21 protein-coding genes are annotated in these 16,859 nt (G+C 73.6%); 11 read left to right on the top strand and 10 right to left on the bottom strand.

What is annotated here, in order from left to right; genetic code table 11:
* Positions 1 to 32: 32 nt before the first annotated feature.
* On the bottom strand, positions 33 to 1,802 hold the full coding sequence (locus SM450_RS07560; RefSeq protein ID WP_474618929.1) for a proline--tRNA ligase: 1,770 nt from the start codon (positions 1,800 to 1,802) through the stop codon (positions 33 to 35).
* 69 nt (positions 1,803 to 1,871) lie between these two features.
* Here SM450_RS07560 and SM450_RS07555 point away from each other — a divergent pair, with 69 nt between their 5' ends.
* Complete coding sequence (locus SM450_RS07555; protein WP_474618928.1) at positions 1,872 to 2,246, top strand: VOC family protein; 375 nt, start codon at positions 1,872 to 1,874, stop codon at positions 2,244 to 2,246.
* On the opposite strand, the gene SM450_RS07550 is transcribed toward SM450_RS07555, so the two are convergent.
* Positions 2,237 to 2,653 (bottom strand): type II toxin-antitoxin system VapC family toxin, encoded by a 417-nt coding sequence (locus SM450_RS07550; protein ID WP_474619047.1) that lies wholly within the window; start codon positions 2,651 to 2,653, stop codon positions 2,237 to 2,239. The two genes, SM450_RS07555 and SM450_RS07550, sit on opposite strands and share 10 nt — an antisense overlap.
* Complete coding sequence (locus tag SM450_RS07545) at positions 2,635 to 2,889, bottom strand: FitA-like ribbon-helix-helix domain-containing protein (RefSeq protein ID WP_474618927.1); 255 nt, start codon at positions 2,887 to 2,889, stop codon at positions 2,635 to 2,637. The genes SM450_RS07550 and SM450_RS07545 overlap by 19 nt, the downstream gene beginning before the upstream one ends.
* 86 nt (positions 2,890 to 2,975) lie before the next feature.
* Here SM450_RS07545 and SM450_RS07540 point away from each other — a divergent pair, with 86 nt between their 5' ends.
* On the top strand, positions 2,976 to 3,179 hold the full coding sequence (locus tag SM450_RS07540) for a hypothetical protein (protein ID WP_474618926.1): 204 nt from the start codon (positions 2,976 to 2,978) through the stop codon (positions 3,177 to 3,179).
* Here the strand turns inward: SM450_RS07540 and SM450_RS07535 are convergent.
* Together SM450_RS07535 and SM450_RS07530 are read right to left on the bottom strand one after the other, a co-directional pair.
* A complete protein-coding gene (locus tag SM450_RS07535) occupies positions 3,154 to 3,345 on the bottom strand; it encodes a DUF397 domain-containing protein (protein WP_474618925.1) in 192 nt (63 codons plus the stop codon). The two genes, SM450_RS07540 and SM450_RS07535, sit on opposite strands and share 26 nt — an antisense overlap.
* Positions 3,336 to 4,139, bottom strand: a complete 804-nt coding sequence (locus SM450_RS07530) for a helix-turn-helix domain-containing protein (RefSeq protein WP_474618924.1) — start codon at positions 4,137 to 4,139, stop codon at positions 3,336 to 3,338. Before SM450_RS07530 ends, SM450_RS07535 begins: the two co-directional genes overlap by 10 nt.
* A gap of 95 nt (positions 4,140 to 4,234) precedes the next feature.
* Here SM450_RS07530 and SM450_RS07525 point away from each other — a divergent pair, with 95 nt between their 5' ends.
* The 5 genes from SM450_RS07525 (at position 4,235) to SM450_RS07505 (ending at position 7,491) form a co-directional block, all read left to right on the top strand.
* The gene (locus SM450_RS07525; RefSeq protein ID WP_474618923.1) at positions 4,235 to 4,561 is read left to right on the top strand and encodes a hypothetical protein; all 327 of its coding nucleotides are present in this window, start codon (positions 4,235 to 4,237) and stop codon (positions 4,559 to 4,561) included.
* Between the two features lie 39 nt (positions 4,562 to 4,600).
* Positions 4,601 to 5,176 (top strand): putative immunity protein, encoded by a 576-nt coding sequence (locus SM450_RS07520; RefSeq protein WP_474618922.1) that lies wholly within the window; start codon positions 4,601 to 4,603, stop codon positions 5,174 to 5,176.
* Entirely contained in the window at positions 5,173 to 5,688 is a 516-nt protein-coding gene (locus SM450_RS07515) for a putative immunity protein (protein ID WP_474618921.1), read from the top strand. Before SM450_RS07520 ends, SM450_RS07515 begins: the two co-directional genes overlap by 4 nt.
* Positions 5,689 to 5,782: 94 nt before the next feature.
* Complete coding sequence (locus SM450_RS07510) at positions 5,783 to 6,313, top strand: SigE family RNA polymerase sigma factor (RefSeq protein WP_474618920.1); 531 nt, start codon at positions 5,783 to 5,785, stop codon at positions 6,311 to 6,313.
* Complete coding sequence (locus tag SM450_RS07505) at positions 6,310 to 7,491, top strand: hypothetical protein (RefSeq protein WP_474618919.1); 1,182 nt, start codon at positions 6,310 to 6,312, stop codon at positions 7,489 to 7,491. The genes SM450_RS07510 and SM450_RS07505 overlap by 4 nt, the downstream gene beginning before the upstream one ends.
* 47 nt (positions 7,492 to 7,538) lie before the next feature.
* Here the strand turns inward: SM450_RS07505 and SM450_RS07500 are convergent, their stop codons facing one another.
* Positions 7,539 to 8,933, bottom strand: a complete 1,395-nt coding sequence (locus SM450_RS07500) for a PQQ-binding-like beta-propeller repeat protein (protein ID WP_474618918.1) — start codon at positions 8,931 to 8,933, stop codon at positions 7,539 to 7,541.
* 19 nt (positions 8,934 to 8,952) lie between these two features.
* Entirely contained in the window at positions 8,953 to 10,380 is a 1,428-nt protein-coding gene (locus SM450_RS07495; RefSeq protein ID WP_474618917.1) for a hypothetical protein, read from the bottom strand.
* 253 nt (positions 10,381 to 10,633) lie between these two features.
* Between SM450_RS07495 and SM450_RS07490 the strand changes: the two genes are divergently transcribed.
* On the top strand, positions 10,634 to 11,404 hold the full coding sequence (locus tag SM450_RS07490; protein ID WP_474618916.1) for an SGNH/GDSL hydrolase family protein: 771 nt from the start codon (positions 10,634 to 10,636) through the stop codon (positions 11,402 to 11,404).
* Between the two features lie 148 nt (positions 11,405 to 11,552).
* On the top strand, positions 11,553 to 12,455 hold the full coding sequence (locus tag SM450_RS07485) for a sulfurtransferase (RefSeq protein WP_474619046.1): 903 nt from the start codon (positions 11,553 to 11,555) through the stop codon (positions 12,453 to 12,455).
* A gap of 42 nt (positions 12,456 to 12,497) precedes the next feature.
* On the opposite strand, the gene SM450_RS07480 is transcribed toward SM450_RS07485, so the two are convergent.
* Genes SM450_RS07480 through SM450_RS07470 form a run of 3 tightly spaced genes read right to left on the bottom strand, consistent with a single transcriptional unit; the run spans position 12,498 to position 14,807 of the window.
* Positions 12,498 to 13,670: a hypothetical protein gene (locus SM450_RS07480; RefSeq protein WP_474618915.1), complete on the bottom strand. Its 1,173-nt coding sequence runs from the start codon at positions 13,668 to 13,670 to the stop codon at positions 12,498 to 12,500.
* Positions 13,667 to 14,197, bottom strand: a complete 531-nt coding sequence (locus tag SM450_RS07475; protein WP_474618914.1) for a SigE family RNA polymerase sigma factor — start codon at positions 14,195 to 14,197, stop codon at positions 13,667 to 13,669. The genes SM450_RS07480 and SM450_RS07475 overlap by 4 nt, the downstream gene beginning before the upstream one ends.
* A gap of 16 nt (positions 14,198 to 14,213) precedes the next feature.
* Positions 14,214 to 14,807: a TetR/AcrR family transcriptional regulator gene (locus SM450_RS07470; protein ID WP_474618913.1), complete on the bottom strand. Its 594-nt coding sequence runs from the start codon at positions 14,805 to 14,807 to the stop codon at positions 14,214 to 14,216.
* A 95-nt stretch (positions 14,808 to 14,902) separates the two neighbouring features.
* On the opposite strand from SM450_RS07470, the gene SM450_RS07465 reads away from it, so the two are divergent.
* Positions 14,903 to 16,051 (top strand): FAD-dependent monooxygenase, encoded by a 1,149-nt coding sequence (locus SM450_RS07465; RefSeq protein ID WP_474618912.1) that lies wholly within the window; start codon positions 14,903 to 14,905, stop codon positions 16,049 to 16,051.
* Positions 16,052 to 16,191: 140 nt separating this feature from the next.
* The gene (locus SM450_RS07460) at positions 16,192 to 16,806 is read left to right on the top strand and encodes a TetR/AcrR family transcriptional regulator (RefSeq protein WP_474618911.1); all 615 of its coding nucleotides are present in this window, start codon (positions 16,192 to 16,194) and stop codon (positions 16,804 to 16,806) included.
* The last annotated feature ends 53 nt before the right edge of the window (positions 16,807 to 16,859 follow it).

Here is a 16,859-nt window from a genome sequence, read left to right as displayed (position 1 = left end):
CGATCCTTCTGCGGTACCCGGTGGCGCGTTCGTTACACCGCGTCGCGGCGTGTCGCGCCCACCTCGTCGAGCAGACGCTCCACGACGCCCTCCACCGGCAGGTCGGTCCGCTCGCCGGTGGCCCGGTCGCGCAGTTCCACGTACCCGTCGGCCAGGCGGCGGCCGACCACGACGGCGCGCGGGATGCCGATCAGCTCGGCGTCGGTGAACTTCACCCCGGCGGAGACGTGGGTGCGGTCGTCGACGAGCACCCGCAGGCCGGCGGCGGCGAGCCGTCCGCCGAGCTCAAGCGCCGCGTCGAGCTGCGCCCCCTTCCCGGCGGACACCAGGTGTACGTCGCACGGCGCGACCTCGGCCGGCCAGAGCAGTCCCCGATCGTCGTGGTGCTGTTCGGCGACGGCGGCGACCGCCCGGGACACGCCGATGCCGTAGCAGCCCATGGTCGGCCGGACCGGTTTGCCCTCGGGGCCGAGCACGTCGACCGCGAACGCGTCGGTGTAGCGGCGGCCGAGCTGGAAGATGTGCCCCACCTCGATGCCCCGCCGCATGGTCAGCTCGCCGTCACCGCAGGCCGAACAGGGGTCGCCGGGGCGCACGCCGGCCGCCTCGATCGTGCCGTCGGGGACGAAGTCGCGCCCGCACACCACGTCGGTGGCGTGCCGGCCCGGCTCATTGGCCCCGGTCAGCCACGTGGTGCCGGTGACCACGCGGGGGTCGACCAGGTAGCGGATGCCGTGCTTGGCCAGGATCTGCGGCCCGAGGTAGCCGCGGACCAGCTCCGGATGCGCGGCCCAGTCGTCGAAGACAGCCACGGAGGCCGGGGCCAGCACCGCCTCGACCCGCTTCAGGTCCACCTCGCGGTCGCCCGGCAGGCCGATCACCAGCAGCTCGGCCTGCGCGGCGCCGGGCCGGCGTACGGCCAGCACCACGTTCTTCAACGTGTCGGCGGCGGTCCAGCGGGTGCGGCCGGCGAGCGCGCGGGCGTTCGCGACGTCGACGAGGGACGCGATGGTAGGCGTCTCCGGGGTGTCGTGCACCTCCGTGGCCGGGTGCGCGTCCGGGTCGCCGGCGGCCGGCGCGCGGGTCACCACCGCCTCGGTGTTCGCGGCGTAGTCGCAGGTCGTGCAGCCGACGTAGGTGTCCTCGCCGACCGGCGTGGCGGCCAGGAACTCCTCGGACGCGGAGCCGCCCATCGCCCCGGACGTCGCGCGCACCACGGTGAAGTCCAATCCGAGCTTCCGGAAGATGCGCTGGTAGGCCGCGCGGTGCCGGTCGTACGCCTGCTGGAGCCCGGCCGGGTCCAGGTCGAAGGAGTATGCGTCCTTCATCAGGAACTCGCGCCCGCGCAGCAGGCCGGCCCGGGGACGCGCCTCGTCGCGGAACTTCGTCTGGATCTGGAACAGCGTCACCGGAAAGTCCCGGTACGACGTGAACAGATCCTTCACCAGCAGCGCGGCCAGCTCCTCGTGGGTCGGCGCGAGCAGGTGCTCGGCGCCCTTGCGGTCGGCGAGGGTGAAGATGTCGTCGCCGTATTCGGTCCACCGCCCGCTGGTCCGGTAGGGCTCGGCCGGGAGCAGCGCCGGGAAGTGCACCTCCTGGTCGCCGATCGCGGCCATCTCGTCCCGGACGATCGCGGTGATCCGGTCCAGCACCAGCTTGCCCAGCGGCAGCCAGGTGTAGCCGCCCGGCGCGGCCCGGCGTACGTAGCCGGCGCGCAGGAGCAGCCGATGGCTCGGCACCTCCGCGTCGGCCGGGTCCTCGCGCAGGGTCCGGAGCAGCAGGGTCGACATGCGAAGCAGCATGGCCGCAGCGTACGGCGACCAACGGCGGGCGGGCGATCCGTTTCGGCCGTCGCGGGGTATGAAGGTCGGATGGAACATCGACCGCGGCTCTCGTTGACGTCCACCGTGCTCGACGCGCCGTCCGCCCAGGATCTGGCAGCCTTCTACGAGCGGCTGCTCGACTGGCCGCGACGCGAGGACGAGCACGACTGGGTGGTGCTGGCCCCGCCGGACGGCGGTGCCACGCTGGCGTTCCAGGACGAGCCGGCGTACGTGCGTCCGGTGTGGCCGGCCGGGCCGGGGGACCCGCCGATGATGCTCCACCTCGACATCAAGGTGGACGACCTCGACGCGGCCTCGGCGTTCGCGGTGTCGCTCGGTGCCACGGTGGCCGACTACCAGCCCCAGGACGACGTGCGGGTGCACCTCGACCCGGTCGGTCACCCGTTCTGCCTCTATCTCTGACCGATCAGGCGGATCTCACATCGGACACCGACCACCTTGGCGAGTCGGGCGTCACCTGTCACCAGGGGGCATGCCGCCATCTCCGCTGCCGCGACGTACGCCGCGTCGTAGGCGGAGACGTTTGCGCGGAGCTGCCACATCCGCTCGATGAGAGTGGCGGTCGGGATCTCGTCGATGACCAGCCATTGCAGGGCATCGACCGCCTCCTGCGCGCGTGCGGCGCCCAGCTTTCGCCCCAGGGCCTTGCCCCTGATGACCGACATGACCTCGATCAGCAGGTGACCGGGGGATGCCCAGTGCGGGTCGGCGATCAACTCGGACCGGGCGGCGTCACCCATCGGGCCGTCGTCCACGAGGGCGTCGGCAAGGGCGGACGCGTCCACCACGATCATGCAGCGTCGCCCCAGCTTCCGCGCTGACCGCGCTCGTCTGCCACGTCGGCCGCGCTCTCCCCGGGCAATGACCTGGTGCCGTCCGACCGCCCGCCGAAGCCGTCCAGGATGGCGGCGTTGCGCAGCCGTCGGGCCTGGGTCTCCACCAACTCCAGCAGATATGCCTGGAGCGACTGGCCGCGCGCCTTGGCCTCGGCGGCGAGCATGTTCCGAACGTCTTCCGGCACGTCTCGGATCTGCAGGGCAACCATGCATTCATTATGCATGCACGCGCGGTGATTCGGGGCCGTCACCGCCGAGACGACGCCGGCCCGGGGTCGCGGCCCACTTCACCGACGTGGCGGTCGAGCGTTACCCCGACTACCTGGCGGTGCCCACCGCCGAGCCGGTCCTCGCCTACGTCGCCAGCATGGTCGGGCCACTCACCGCCGCGCAGGAGTCGGCCGCCCGTGACGTGGTCCAGGCCCGCATCAAGGCGGAGGGCGCCTTCCGGGTACGCAAGCACACGGTGCTGATCAGCGCGGCGCGCCACTCCCGCTGACCCGGATGAAGGCGCGCCAGGAGTCGGGGGTGAAGGTGAGGACCGGTCCGGCCGGGTCCTTGCTGTCGCGGACTCCGACCACGCCGACCAGGTTGCCCGCCACCTCGACGCACTCACTTTGGCCGCTACGGGTGGACTTGTGCCAGATAGCGCCGGTCAGTTCCATGACCCGACCACTTCCTTCATCAGCTCGATCGACTGGCGGCGGGACAGTGCCTCACTCCGGACGCTCTCCCACCTGGACAGCAGGATAGCCACACGTTCATCGTTGTCGATCACCGTTCCCCCGAGCTGGTTCTCCAGGTAGCCGATCCAGCCCCCGTCGCCACCACGAGCGAGTGTGAATGGTCCGGTGAGTCCGATGTGCAGGCTGACGTCGGATGGAATCACATGGACGGCGACGTGGGGCAGTCCGCTCGCGTCGATGAGGTGCGCGACCTGTTGGCTCATCAATCCACGGAAGGATTCATCCGCCCGTCGCAGCACCGCTTCCTCAATCACCGCGATGAACTTGGGCGGATCGGGGCGGGTGAGCACTGACTGCCGGTCGAGCCGGACCGCCAGGCGTCGATCACCTTCTTCGACGGTGAGCATGTCATCGGTGTGAATCATCGCCCGGGCGTAGTTCTCGGTCTGCAACAGGCCGGGGATGAGGCTCGGCTGGTAACAGCGCAACTGTTGGGCTTGGCGTTCGGCTTCCAGCCACGGGCGGAACCAACTCGGCTGGCCGTCCCGCTCGGCGAGCTTGAGCAGCGACGTCAACAGCCCGCCGGTGCCCAGCACCTCGTCGGCCCGCTTCAGGAAGAACCGGTCCAGCGGTCGCTGGCCCAGCTCGACCGCCGACACCTGCGAGTTGGAGAAGTGCACAAGCTTCCCGAACTCCTCCTGGCTCAGCTCGGCCTTGAGTCGCAGCCGCCGCAGTTGGGCGCGGATCAGCTCGGCGGTCGGCTCGTTCTCCACTTGGCCTCCTCGGTCGCCCGCCGGTTTCCCGATCCGCTCCCGGGCCGACCTCGACGACTTCCGAGCGTAGTGGTGCTCTCACCAGACTGTCACGCATGAGTCTCCCCGTACCCCGGCTCGGGCCGTTTCCGGACCGGCCGCGCGCCTACCCGCCGGACCATGTCGCGCACCTGCCGATCCGGCCGCTGTGGCTGTGTCGTGCCTGCGGCTCGCCGTGGCCCTGCGCCCAGGCCCGGCTGCTGCTCACGGCCGAGTACGCCGACCGCCCCGTCGACCTGGCCGTCTACCTGTCCGGGCTCTATCACGAGGCCACGCACGACCTGTTCCGGCTCAACCCGCAGGACGGCCCGACGCCACGGGACCTGTTCGACAGGTTCGTCGGCTGGGGCCCGTACCGGCGCGGTGTGGGCGAGCGGGGCTGACCGCCGGGCAGAGGGGTTTCGCAGATACGATTCCTCGACGTGGCAGCGCGCAGGCAACTCGTATCAGGTGACTTCGACCTGACCATGGACGAGCTGCGCGTCGTGGCGCGTTACGTGGTCGAGCACGCGGAGGACGTCCTGCCGGTCTTCGAGCAGGCCGTATCCGACGATCCGCGCCCCCGCGCGGCGATCGACGCGGCCCGGACGTTCGTCGACGGCGCCGACCGGACGAAGCTGCAACGGGTCGCGGCGATCGACGCGCACCGGGCGGCCCGGTCCGCGCCTTCGGAGGCGGCGCGCCTGGCCGCGCGATCCGCCGGTGACGCCGCCGCCGCGGCCTATCTGCATCCTCTCGCCCAGGCCAGCCAGGTCGGTCACATCCTGCGGGCCGCCGCGAGCGCGGCGCGGATCGGGGAGTTGACGGCCGGCGGTGACCCGGCGGTCGGTGACGCTCTGCTGGACCGTTCGCGGCGGCGTGCCAGCCCGGCGCTCGTCGACTTGCTCCGCCGCTATCCGCCGGTGACCGGTGGCAGCAGCCGGGTCGCCCGGTTGATGAGCGCTCTGGACGATGCCCTGCGGCGGGCGCCGGCCGCGGGCGTGGAGGCAGACAGGTGATCCTGCCGAAGGTTCGGGATCCCCGCTTCGTGACGATCCGTCGCGGCGGGACGTTGACCGACGACGACCACCGCCTGCTCGCGCTCTGGGCCGCCGACTGCGCGGAGCACGTCCTCGGCCTGTTCGAGGCGGTCCGGCCCGACGACAGGCGTCCGCGCGAGGCGATCGAACATATCCGGGCCTGGGTGCGGGGCGAGGTCACGATGATGGTGTCCCGCGCGGCGGGCGGCCACGCCATGGGCGCGGCCCGGGACCTGCGTGGGGCGGCGCGCCATGCCGCGTACGCCGCCGGCCAGGCCGGGGCGGTCGCCCACGTCGCCGCGCACGAACTGGGCGCTGCCGCGTACGCCATCAAGGCGGTACGGGCGGCGGCGCCGGACGGCCGGGGCGACACGGCGGGGCGCGCGGAGTGCCGGTGGCAGCGTGACCGGCTCCCGGCGTCGGTCCGCGAGCTGGTCCTCGACGATCAGCGGTTGCGCAACGATATCTGCTGGTCGGTGTTCGACTGCTGAAAGAGTCGACGCCCGCCGACGGCAACCATCGAGCGGCGAGGTGGCGTCTGGAGGGCATCAACTGTCGCACCACTGACCCGAAGGATCGGCTCGTGTGGACCCTCTCCTGAGTGAGTTCGACTCGTTCGTGCGCACCCGCACACCGGCGCTCCTGCGCTCTGCCTACCTGCTCACCGGTGACCAGCACCTGGCCGAGGATCTCGTCCAGTCCGCCCTGGCCCGGACGCACCGGTCCTGGAGCCGGCTGCACGACAGTGGCAACGCGGAGGCGTACACCCGCAAGATCATCTATCACCTGCAGGTCTCCTGGTGGCGACGCCGCCGGGTGGGTGAGTCGATGCCGGGCGACCTGCCCGAGTCGCGCGGAGGCGGCTCGGGCACCGACCACGCCCAGCAGATCACGCTGCGGCTCACCCTCCGGGCCGCGCTGGCCCGGCTCTCCGCCAAGCAGCGGGCCGTCCTGGTGCTGCGGTTCTTCGAGGACCGCAGCGAGGCCGAGGCGGCGGAGATGCTCGGCGTCACCGTCGGCACGGTCAAGAGTCAGACCTCGAAGGCGCTGAGCAAGTTGCGCGCCGTCGCCCCGGAACTCGCCGACCTGTACGTCACGGAAGGATCCGCCCGATGAACCAGGAGCGCCTGCGCCTCGACCTGGCCGACCTGGCCGACGAGGTGAACCCGGTCGACCTGCGGGACCGGGCCCTGCGTACCTCCCGCCGGCTCGGCATTCAGCGGGCCGTCGTCACCTCCGCCGCCGCGCTGGCGGTGCTCGCCGTCGCCACCGGGACCGCGCTCGCGATCCGGCCGGACAGTCAGGCGCCCGCGCCCGCCGGCCCGTCGGTGACCAGCCCGCCACCTCAGGTCAACCCCACGCCGAGCGTGGAGCCGTCCCGCACACCGAGCGCCAGCCCGAGCACCGTCACCGGTGGCGGCCCGGCCGCGGCCATGGTCGGGCGGCTCTTCTACGGCCCGGCGTCGTCCGACGACGACACGTCGGCCGCCGGTTACCTCTGGTCCTTCGAGCCCGGCTCGCCGCCGACCCGGCTGGCGAAGCTTCCCCGTCTCACCGCGATCCTCAACGCTGCCGTCTCACCTGACGGCAGGCGCGTCGCCTGGGTCGACCCGGACGACAACCTCCGGGTGGCCGACGTCGACGGTGGCAACCCCCGGACAATCACGCCTGGCGGCCACCGTCAGGTGGAACAGGACTGCTGGACGCCGGTGTGGTCGCCGGACTCCCGCCGGCTCACGGTCTCGGTCGTTCTGTCGACGGAACCGGATGTGACGCGGGAGAAGGGTGTCGTCGAACTGAACACGGGCAAGTACACCCCGATCGCCGAGATTGAGGGCTGCCACCCGCTGTGGTCGGCCGACGGCAAGGTCCTCGCCTACGCGGACGGGGAGGGCCGGGTGGCGGTGAACCGGCCGGACGGCACGGCGGAGAAACTGATCCCCGGCGTGGGTGTGCCGGGCGCCCCCTCGTCCTTCGACGTCGCGAGCATCTCCCCGGACGGGTCCCGGCTGGCGCTTCTGCTGCGCCAGCCGGACGAGCCGGGCGGTGACGTGGCGCGGGAACTCGACGCGAACGCGGTGATCGACACCCGCACCGGCCGGCAGGTCGACCTGCCGCTCGGCGGCCGGAAGCTGCTCCAGGCATGGTTCGGGGCCGACGGCAGGCTGGTGGCCCGGGTGAGTGCCGGCGACCACAACGTGCTCGTGCTGATCGGCGCGGACGACCGCAAGATCAGCGAGAGCCGGGAGCCGGCGACGTTGAGGGACCAGCAGATCCTTCAGGTCGTCGACTGACGATCGGCCATGGGCGGGTCACCGGGAGGTGGCCCGCCCGCGATCGGTCAGCGCAGCACGGTGATCGCGGCATCCGCGCTGACATGCTTCCACGGCACCAGCACCACCGTCCCGTCCCGTTCCAGCACCGTCGCCCCACTGCCCTCGGTGCCGGCCGACCGCGGGCCCTCGGCCAGCACCGACACCGTCCCGGAGGCCCGGTCGATCCGGACCAGTCGCGGCGCGAGATCCCGCCGGTCGCCGACCTCCCAGGCGAGCAGTCCCGCCTCGTCGACGCGGATCAGCGCGACCTCGCTGTCGGTGTGCCCGGCCGAGACCCAGCGCCGCTTCCCGGTCGCCAGGTCGATCGCCACCACCTGGTTGGCCTGGCGCATCTTCCCCGGCACGTTCGCCGCCTCGGTGGGCAGGTAGAGCGTGTCGGCGTCGGCCAGGTAGGGCCGCACCGCCGGCCCCTCGACCGAGTTGGAGCGGTTGACCGGCAGGTCGCTGAAACGCGTACCGTCGACGGGGTTGCCGAACGTGGCCCGCGCCTTGCCGGCGGCGTCCCGGGCGGCGAACGTCGCGTCGTTCAGACCGGGCAGGCTGACAAGCGGGTCGACGCTGAGCACGCCGGCGCTCGCGGTGGGCAGCCGCTGCTGCCAGCGCACCGTGCCGGTGGCCGGGTCCAGGCCGAGCAGCGCGCCCCGGTCGCCGTCACAGCGCGCGGTGACCACGGCCCGCTCGCCGGCGGCAGACGTGTCGGAGAGCCGGCAGTCCCGGCCGGGCAGCAGCCGGTCGGCGTCGGTCTGCCACCGTCGCCTGCCGTCGGTAAGCGAGTAGCCGAGGACGCGCTGGTCGGCGCGGACGACCACCTGCCCACCGGCCACCGACAGGTCCGGCGCGGCGAGCGTGTCGCGGCCCTCGCGGCGTTCGGCGGGGAACGTCGCCCGCCAGGACTGGACGCCGGTGGCGGCGTCGAACTCGACGAGCGTGTCGCAGGCGTCGGCGGAGCCGAGCGCGACCACGCCACGCCCCTCGGCCAGCGCCTGGGCGGCGCCGCAGAGCGAGCTGCCCGGGGGCGCGGGCAGCCCCCACGCCTGCCCGCCGTCGCCGAGCCGGTAGGCGATGACGCCGTCGGGCTGGGCCCGGACCACCGTGTCGCCGACCAGCCAGGCCCCGAACATGTCCTGCCCGTCGAACGTCTTCAGGCCGTTGCGCTGCCGCTCCGGGAAGTCGAGCACCCAGGCGGTGCGCAGCGCAGGCCCGTCACCGCCGCCGCCGCCGACCAGCCGGGACACGCCGTAGGCGGTGCCGGCGGCGACCGCCAGCACGGCCACCAGGCCACCGGCGGCGAGCAGCGCGAGGCGCCCGCGCCTGCGGGGCGCCGTCGGCGGCGCGCCGACCGGACCGGGCCAACCCACCGGGGGGTACGCGGGTGGCGGCTGCTGTTGTCGGTACGTCATCCGTCGTCTCCGATCCCGCTCAGCGCGCCTGCGCCCGGACGTCTGTGGCCCAGCCGGCCTGGAACTCGTCGAGCGACACGCCAAGCACGTCCCGGGCGGCGCGGTCGGTCGGCGTGCCCCGGTAGACGGCGTCGACGAAGCGGAACAGCTTCGGCTCGCCGTACCGCTCGGCCAGGTGGTTCATCGCGGTGTGCCCGAGCCAGTAGTGGAAGCCGACCAGGTCCGGGTTGTCCCACTCGCCGTTGTCCGGCAGCGTGCCGTCCCACCCGTTCCGGACGAGCCGCCGGGCCGGCGCGGTGCGCTCGCTGGCGCTCAACGGTCGGCCGTGGAAGGCGACGTATTCCGCGAAGCCCTCGACCACCCACTCGTCGAGGCCGGTGAGCGCGTCCACCTCGGTCAGCCTCGTCCGGGGCGTCATCAGCGAGTGCGCCACCTCGTGCCGGAACACCATGCCGGCGTCGTTGCCGCCGCCGGAGCGGGTGAAGTATTTCTCGGCGGTGTCCACCACCACCCGGGTGCCGCCGATGGTGACCGCACCGTCTTTGCGTTCGGCCGCCACCAGGCCCAGCGAGAAGCCCGCCTCGGTGGCACTGCCGGTGCCGATCCGGTAGAGCGAGCCCATCTCGTCCTTGCCCTTGGCGAGCGCGAGGACGAAGCCGTCCGGGACCGGGCCGGGCAGCCCGCCGGCCCGCCACACGGCCAGGTCGTGGGCGATCGCGGCCTCGGCGGTCGGGGCGTACCGCTTCGCCACCGCGGCGCGGCCGGCGTCGGCGATGAGCAGGGCGTGCGGTGTCCGTTCGACGTGGATCTCCGGCCACCTGTCCCACGGGCCGGGGTAGTAGACCGTCTTCGAGCTGCCGTCGGCGGCGGCCGGCGCGCCGGTGACCGCGGTGACCCGGATCGGCGCGTCCCGGGCTGCGCGGACGATCGTCCAGCGGTACCACTCGGTGACCGGGGCCGCGTCGAAGCCGTCGAACTGGTGCACGAAGGAGACATCGAGCTGGAAGGTGACGCCCTGCCCGAAGGCGTCGCTGGCGCGGCCCTGCTTCTCGACGGTCTCGTAGCGGGCCACCGACAGGGGCAGCTTGGCCAGGTTGCGGAACAGGCGCGTCTGCCCGGCGACCAGGTCCCCGCGGGCCGGGTCGAACGCGGCCAGGTAGCCGTTCAGGTCGCCGGCCGCCAGCGCCTTGCCGTGCCGGTCGAGCAGGGCGGCCAGGTCGGCGTCGGTGACCGTGACGCCGTTCGCCGCGGCGGCGGCCCGGCGGGCCGGGCTCTCGTCGTCGCCGCCGCGCAGGCCCAGACCGACGCCGACGAGCGCGCCGGCGCAGACCGCAAGCGCGAGCGCGCCGGCCGCGAGCCCGATCCAGAGTTTCCGGCGGGACCGCGGTGGCGCTGGTGGTGGCGGGTACGCCGGCCAACCTGGCGCCTGTGGGTGCCCCTGCGTCATGTGGATCCTCGCTCGTGCGTACGCGGGACCGGCCGGGTCGCGCCCGACCGGATGACGGCTGACATCATCCCCGGTCCGGCCGACGGATTCTGCCCCGCTCGCACGGCCCGGGGGGTTTGTCCGTCCGCACGGGGCTGTCCGGAACAGGACGCCGAGACGTCCGCCACGTCCGGCCCCGGGGGCGGCGGGACCGGCCCGGGCGGTGACAGACTGAGCGACGCACTTCTGCCGGGACGTCGGAGGGGGAGACGCCGTGCGTTGGCGCAGCTTCGTGGCGGTGGGCGACAGCTTCACCGAGGGTATGGACGACGCGTATCCGGACGGCAGCTACCGGGGCTGGGCCGATCTGGTCGCCACCCGGCTCGCCGCCGAGGCGGGCCCCGACTTCGGCTACGCCAACCTGGCCATCCGGGGCCGTCTGTTCCCGAACATCGTGGCCGAACAGGTGCCGGCCGCGGTCGCCATGCGACCCGACCTGGTCACGTTCGCGGCCGGCGGCAACGACGTGCTGCGGCGCAGCTTCGACCCGGACGTCTTCGTCCCGCGCTTCGACAAGGTGGTCGAACGGCTGCGCGCCGGTGGCGGCGACGTGGTGCTGTTCCGGTTCGCCGACGTGATGGCCCGGCTGCCCGGCCAGCGGCTGGTGGCCCCCCGGGTGACGCTGCTCAACCGGGTGGTCGGCGAGGTCGCCGAGCGGCACGGGGCGATCCTGGTCGACCTCTACTCCGACGAGGCATACCTCAACCCGATGCTCTGGAGCACCGACCGGCTGCACCTGTCGGCGGCCGGGCACCGGCGGGTGGCCGCGCAGGTCCTCGCCGCGCTCGGTGTCGGCTGCGAGGAGGAGTGGCTGCTGGTGCCGCCGCATCCCGCGCCCACCCCGTGGCTGGCCGCCCGCGCCGCCGACCTGCGGTGGGCCGGCCAGCATCTGGCGCCGTGGATCAAACGCCGGCTGACCGGCCGCTCCTCCGGCGACTTCGTCACCGCCAAGCGGCCGGTGCTCGGCCCGGTAAGCGCCGACTGAGCGGGTGCGCACCGTCCACGTCGCGGACCTGCTGCGGCTCACCCTCGACGACGAGTCCCGCCCCGGGCTGGCGTCCTGGTCGACGGCGACCGCGTCGGGCGCGCCTGACCGCCGCCGCGCACCGGCGTTCCGGCGTACCTTGGGGATCATGCCTGTGCCGAGCGATCCGCATCCCCACCTCCAGTCGTACGCCGACCCGCAGCGCCTGGTCACCACCGAGTGGCTGGCCGAGCACCTGGGCGACGAGGGCCTCGTGGTGGTCGAGTCCGACGAGGACGTGCTCCTCTACGACACCGGCCACCTCCCCGGCGCCGTCAAGGTCGACTGGCACACCGAGCTGAACGACCAGGTCACCCGCGACTACCTGGACGCCGCGAGTTTCGCCGAGCTGTGCGCGGCCAAGGGCATCGGCCGTGGCGACACGGTCGTCTTCTACGGCGACAACTTCAACTGGTGGGCCGCGTACGCCCTCTGGGTCTTCTCCCTCTTCGGCCACGCCGACGTGCGGTTGCTCGACGGCGGCCGGCAGAAGTGGGTCGCCGAGGGGCGGGAGCTGACCCGGGACCGGGTGAGCCGCCCGCGCGCCGACTACCCGGTGCCGGAGCGCAACGATGCGCCGATCCGGGCCTACCGCGAGCAGGTGATGGCGCACGTGGCGGCCGGCCGGCCGCTCGTCGACGTGCGCTCGCCCGGCGAGTACACCGGCGAGATGCTGCACATGCCGGACTACCCGCAGGAGGGCGCGCTGCGCGGCGGGCACATCCCGGGCGCGGTGAGCAAGCCGTGGAAGTCCGCCGCCAACGACGACGGCACGTTCAAGTCGGCCGACGAGCTGCGCGCCATCTACGCCGACCAGCTCGGGTTGAGCCCGGCCGACGACGTGGTGGCCTACTGCCGGATCGGTGAGCGGTCCAGCCACACCTGGTTCGTGCTGCACCACCTGCTCGGCTACCCGCAGGTGCGCAACTACGACGGCTCGTGGACCGAGTGGGGCAACCTGGTCCGGGCGCCCGTCGTCAAGGGCGACCAGCCCGGCGGCCTGACCCGCTGAGCGCCCCGGCCGGCCCCTCACGACACGTCCGGGGCCGGCCGGTCAGTGGGCGGGCAGCGACACCGGGCCGGTCACGTCGCGGGCCACCAGGTCGACCTCACCGGTCTCCGGTCGCCAGCGGGCCAGCCCGGCGGGGTCGGAGCGGAACAGCACCGCACCGTCGGCCGACCACCCGAGCACCTCGCAGCAGGCCTTCGCCCGGTCCTCACGGCCCAGGTCGAGCAGGCGGGTCACCGCTCCGGTGCGGGCGTCCACCACGGCCACGCCCTCGGCCCCGCCCATGCTGCCGGTGGTGGTCCATCCCGCCTGGGCGATCCGGTCGCCGCGCTGCCAGCCCCGCCCGTAGACCTCGTCCAGCCGGTAACCGGGGGGCAGCTCACCGCTTGTCACCGTCCGCCGGTCCGGCGTACCGCCGGCCGCCGGGAAGCGGCGTACGGACAGGCCGTCCTCCGCGCCGCCGAGGGCGAGCAGGTCGCCGGGGTGGATCGGCGCGGGCACGACGAGTCCCCACGGGTCGACCGGCAGCTTCCGCGCCGTCCCGGTGCGCCGGTCCAGCTCGTACGTGTTGTCGTTGTCGCCGACGAGCAGCCGGTCGCCGGCCCAGACGACGTGTTCGAGATAGCCGGCGAGCGGATAGTGGCGGACCGAGGCGTCGGTCAGGTCGACCACGACCACGTCGCCGGTCTGCGCGAACGCGGCGGTCCGACCGTCCGGCGACAGGCTGCCCGGCTTGAGCGGCGCGGCCTCGTTGCCGCTGGCGTCCCGGGTGGCGGCGAGCGTCACCACGTCGAGTTCCCGGACCAGCCCGTCGTCTCCGAGCACCCGGATCGGGCCGGCCTCGCCGGTCTCCGGATCGACCGGTTGGCGAAGCGCCAGGGCCCGGCCGACCGGTCGGGCGGAGAGCGGCGCGGCGACCCGGTCGCCGAGCCGGCCCAGCGGATCGTCGATCTGGTCGAGCACCAGCGGGGGCTGCCGCACCGGCGACGCGCTCGGGTCCGGGTGTGTCACCGGGTGGGCCGGGGCGGGCGGGCCGGTGCGGTGCGGGAGCGCCGCCGTACCGCCGGCGATCAGGGCGACGGCCAGGGCGGCGGCACCGGCGGCCCGGCGGGCGCGGCGGACCCGGCGGGCCCGTTCCCAGCCGGCTTCGGCCGGAAGGGTCGGCCGGACATCCTCGGCCGCCCGGGTCAGCAGCCGGGCCAGCTCGGTTTCGTTCACGGGTTCGCCTCCATCCCGGTGACCAGGCCGTCGTCGGCGCCGCCGAGTTCGGGCGCCACTTCCCGGAGCCGGCGTAGCGCCGCGTGGCTCTGGCTCTTCACGGTGCCCACGGTGACGCCGAGCGCGTCGGCGGTGGCCACCTCGGTCAGGTCCTCGAAGTAGCGCAGCACCAGGACCGCCCGCTGGCGCGGCGGCAGCCGGTCGAGCGCGGCGCGGACGGTGAGCCGCAGCGCGTCGTCGGCCTCCGCGCCCGCCCGGTCCGGCGGGTACGCGCTGAGCCGTTCCCGCCGCCGGCGCCGCCACCAGGAGACCGCGTCGCGGTAGAGGATGGCGCGCACGTACGCGGCCGGGTCGCCGTCACGCACGGCGGGCCAGCGGAGGGCCAGTTTCAGCAGCGCGTCCTGGAGCAGGTCCTCGGCCTGGTGCCGGTTGCCGCAGACCAGGTACGCGGCGCGTAGCAGCCGGTGCTGGTGCGCCTCGACGAAGGCGAGGTAGTCCGCTCGCCCGTGGTCCACGGTGCGCCCCATCCAGCGTCTCCCTCCGTCACCCGGCAGACGCCCGGGACGGGGTGAAAGGTTGGGTCAGATAGCGCTGGATCGTCGGGCCGACCCATTCGACCAGTTCCTCGGGGTCCAGGTCGATCACGGGTGGCAGCCGGATCACGTACCGGGTGAGGGCCAGGCCGAGGATCTGGCTGGCCACCAGGCCGGCCCGGCGGGCGGCGGTCGCCGGATCGGCGCCGGAGCGGGTGACCGCCGCGACGAGTTGGCCGGCGAAGATGTCGCGCATCCGCTCGGCCGCGCCGGGGTTGGTGCTGGCGGCCCGGAGCAGGGCGACGAGCGTGCCGTCGGCTTCCCAGCGGCGCAGGAAGTGTCGGGCGAGTGTCTCGCCGAGCCGCTCCGGCGGCACCTGTGTCAGTTCGGGCAGGTGCAGGTCGAACTCGGCGGCGGCGGCGAACAACCCCTCCTTGCTGCCGTAGTAGCGCATCACCATGGACGGGTCGATCCGGGCGTCGGCGGCGATGGCCCGGATGGTGGCCCGTTCGTAGCCGTCGGCCGCGAAGCGGGCCCGGGCGGCGCGCAGGATGGCCGCCCGGGTGGCGTCCGAGCGGCGGGTACGGGAGCCCGTTTCGGTCATGTCCACGACTGTAGGCCAACAAGTGTTGACATGCGTTCTAGGGTTAAGTCAACAAGCGTTGGCAAACGGATGTTGACATAAATGGAGGCGAAGCGATGCTTCCCGAACACACGGACGTCCTCGTGGTGGGCGCCGGGCCGACCGGTCTCGCCGTGGCCGCCACCCTGGCCGGGCACGGCGTGGCCACCACAGTGGTCGACCGGCTCACCGAGCCGCCTGTCACCTCGCGCGCCGCGGTCGTGCACGCCGGCACGCTCGAGGTGCTGGACCGGATCGGGGTCGCCGACCCGCTGGCCGCCCGAGGGCTGCACTCGGCCCGGTTCTGCGTCCGCGACCGGGACCGGCTGCTCGTCACCGTCCCGTTCGACAGATTGCCGTCCCGCTACCCGTACGCGCTTCTCATCTCGCAGGCCGAGACCGAGACGGTGCTCACCGACCGCCTCACCGCGCTCGGCGGGCGGGTGCTGCGGCCGTACGAGCTGACCGGCCTCGACCTCGACGGCGGCGGCGCCACCGCCCGGTTCGCCGGTGGCGGCGAGGTCCGGGCCCGCTGGGTGATCGGCGCGGACGGGATGCACAGCCGGGTCCGCGAGCTGGCCGGCATCGGTTTCGGCGGCCCGGCCGACCCCGGCGAGTCGTTCCTGCTCGCCGACGTCCGGGTGGACAGCGCGCTTCCCCGCGACCAGGTGAGCCTCTTCCTGTCCCGGAGCGGGCCGCTGATCTGGGCGCCGCTGCCCGACGGCACGGTCCGGCTGGTCGCGACCGTGGCCGACGCGCCACGGGAGCCGCAGGCGCGGCACTTCCAGGCGTTGCTCGACGAACGCGGCCCGGCCCGGCGGCCGGACCGGGTCACCGGGATGGCATGGGGGTCGCGGTTCCGGATCCACCACCGGATCGCCAGCAGCTACCGGGCCGGCCCGGTGCTGCTCGCCGGCGACGCGGCGCACGTGCACAGCCCGGCCGGCGGGCAGGGGATGAACCTCGGGCTACGGGACGCGGTCGCCCTCGGCGACGCGCTCGCCGCCGGCCCGCAGGCCCTCGACGGGTACGCGGCCGACCGCCGCCCACGGGCTGAGGAGGTGCTCGGGTTCGCCGCCGGCCTCACCCGGCTCGCCGCCGCCCCGCCGGCCCTGCGTCCCCTGCGTGACCTGCTGCTGCGGACGGTTTCCGTGCTGCCCCCGGCTCGGCAGCGGCTGGCGGTCCGACTGGCCGGCTTCGAGCCTCCAGCCCCGCCCCACGCCTGACGATCATGAGGTTGGCGGCGAGGTCCGTCCGGTTTGTCCCCGCCAACCTCATGATCGCCGGACACCGGACGGGCGGACGTGACGCAACCGGCGGGTAACCATGGCTGCCTCGTCCGGGACGCGAGGTCTAGGCTGGCCCGGTGGCGGTGGAACAGCAGGCACGGGGTGCGGCGGGCGCGGCCCGGCGCCGGTCCCGGCGGGACGAGATCCTGGAGATCGCGGTCGGCCTCTTCGCGGCGCGGGGCTATCACGGCGTGTCGATGGACGACATCGGCGCAGCCGCCGGCGTCACCGGCCCGGCGCTCTACCATCACTTCGCCGGGAAAGAGGCGATGCTCGCCGCCGCGCTGATCCCGGTCAGCGAGGGCCTGCTCGCCGGTGGCAAGGAACGCGCCGCCGGCCACCCGGACGACGCGCGCGTCGCGCTCGAGTCACTTATCGACTTCCACGTCGAGTTCGCGCTTGCCAACCCGGCGGTGATCGCGCTGCACCTGCACGAGCTGGACCGCCTCCCGGACGAGCCGCGTCGCCGCATCCGCCGGCTCCAGCGGATGTACGTCGAGGAGTGGGTCACCGTGCTTACCGCGCTGCACCCGGGGCTGCCGGACGGCGCCGCCCGGGTGCTCGCCCACGCCGCGTTCGGCCTGATGAACTCCACCCCGTTCCTCGGCGGCGAGGTGGACCGACGGCGCCGGGCGGAGCTGCTGCGCGGCGCGGCCCTGGCAGCCCTGCTCGCGCCCACCGACCCCACCTGACACGCCGCGTACGCCTTAACGCATGTTAAGAAGGGGCCCCGGCTATACCTCAG

It is taken from the genome of Micromonospora marincola, assembly GCF_056150385.1.
This window is presented reverse-complemented; position numbering and strand designations above follow the sequence as displayed.

Coding starts and splice junctions, on each gene's coding strand:
- SM450_RS07560 (WP_474618929.1), bottom strand. CDS start 1,802: ATGCTGCTTCGCATGTCGACCCTGCTGCTCCGGACCCTGCGCGAGGAC.
- SM450_RS07555 (WP_474618928.1), top strand. CDS start 1,872: ATGGAACATCGACCGCGGCTCTCGTTGACGTCCACCGTGCTCGACGCG.
- SM450_RS07545 (WP_474618927.1), bottom strand. CDS start 2,889: ATGGTTGCCCTGCAGATCCGAGACGTGCCGGAAGACGTTCGGAACATG.
- SM450_RS07535 (WP_474618925.1), bottom strand. CDS start 3,345: ATGGAACTGACCGGCGCTATCTGGCACAAGTCCACCCGTAGCGGCCAA.
- SM450_RS07525 (WP_474618923.1), top strand. CDS start 4,235: ATGAGTCTCCCCGTACCCCGGCTCGGGCCGTTTCCGGACCGGCCGCGC.
- SM450_RS07505 (WP_474618919.1), top strand. CDS start 6,310: ATGAACCAGGAGCGCCTGCGCCTCGACCTGGCCGACCTGGCCGACGAG.
- SM450_RS07500 (WP_474618918.1), bottom strand. CDS start 8,933: ATGACGTACCGACAACAGCAGCCGCCACCCGCGTACCCCCCGGTGGGT.
- SM450_RS07495 (WP_474618917.1), bottom strand. CDS start 10,380: ATGACGCAGGGGCACCCACAGGCGCCAGGTTGGCCGGCGTACCCGCCA.
- SM450_RS07485 (WP_474619046.1), top strand. CDS start 11,553: ATGCCTGTGCCGAGCGATCCGCATCCCCACCTCCAGTCGTACGCCGAC.
- SM450_RS07475 (WP_474618914.1), bottom strand. CDS start 14,197: ATGGGGCGCACCGTGGACCACGGGCGAGCGGACTACCTCGCCTTCGTC.
- SM450_RS07470 (WP_474618913.1), bottom strand. CDS start 14,807: ATGACCGAAACGGGCTCCCGTACCCGCCGCTCGGACGCCACCCGGGCG.
- SM450_RS07465 (WP_474618912.1), top strand. CDS start 14,903: ATGCTTCCCGAACACACGGACGTCCTCGTGGTGGGCGCCGGGCCGACC.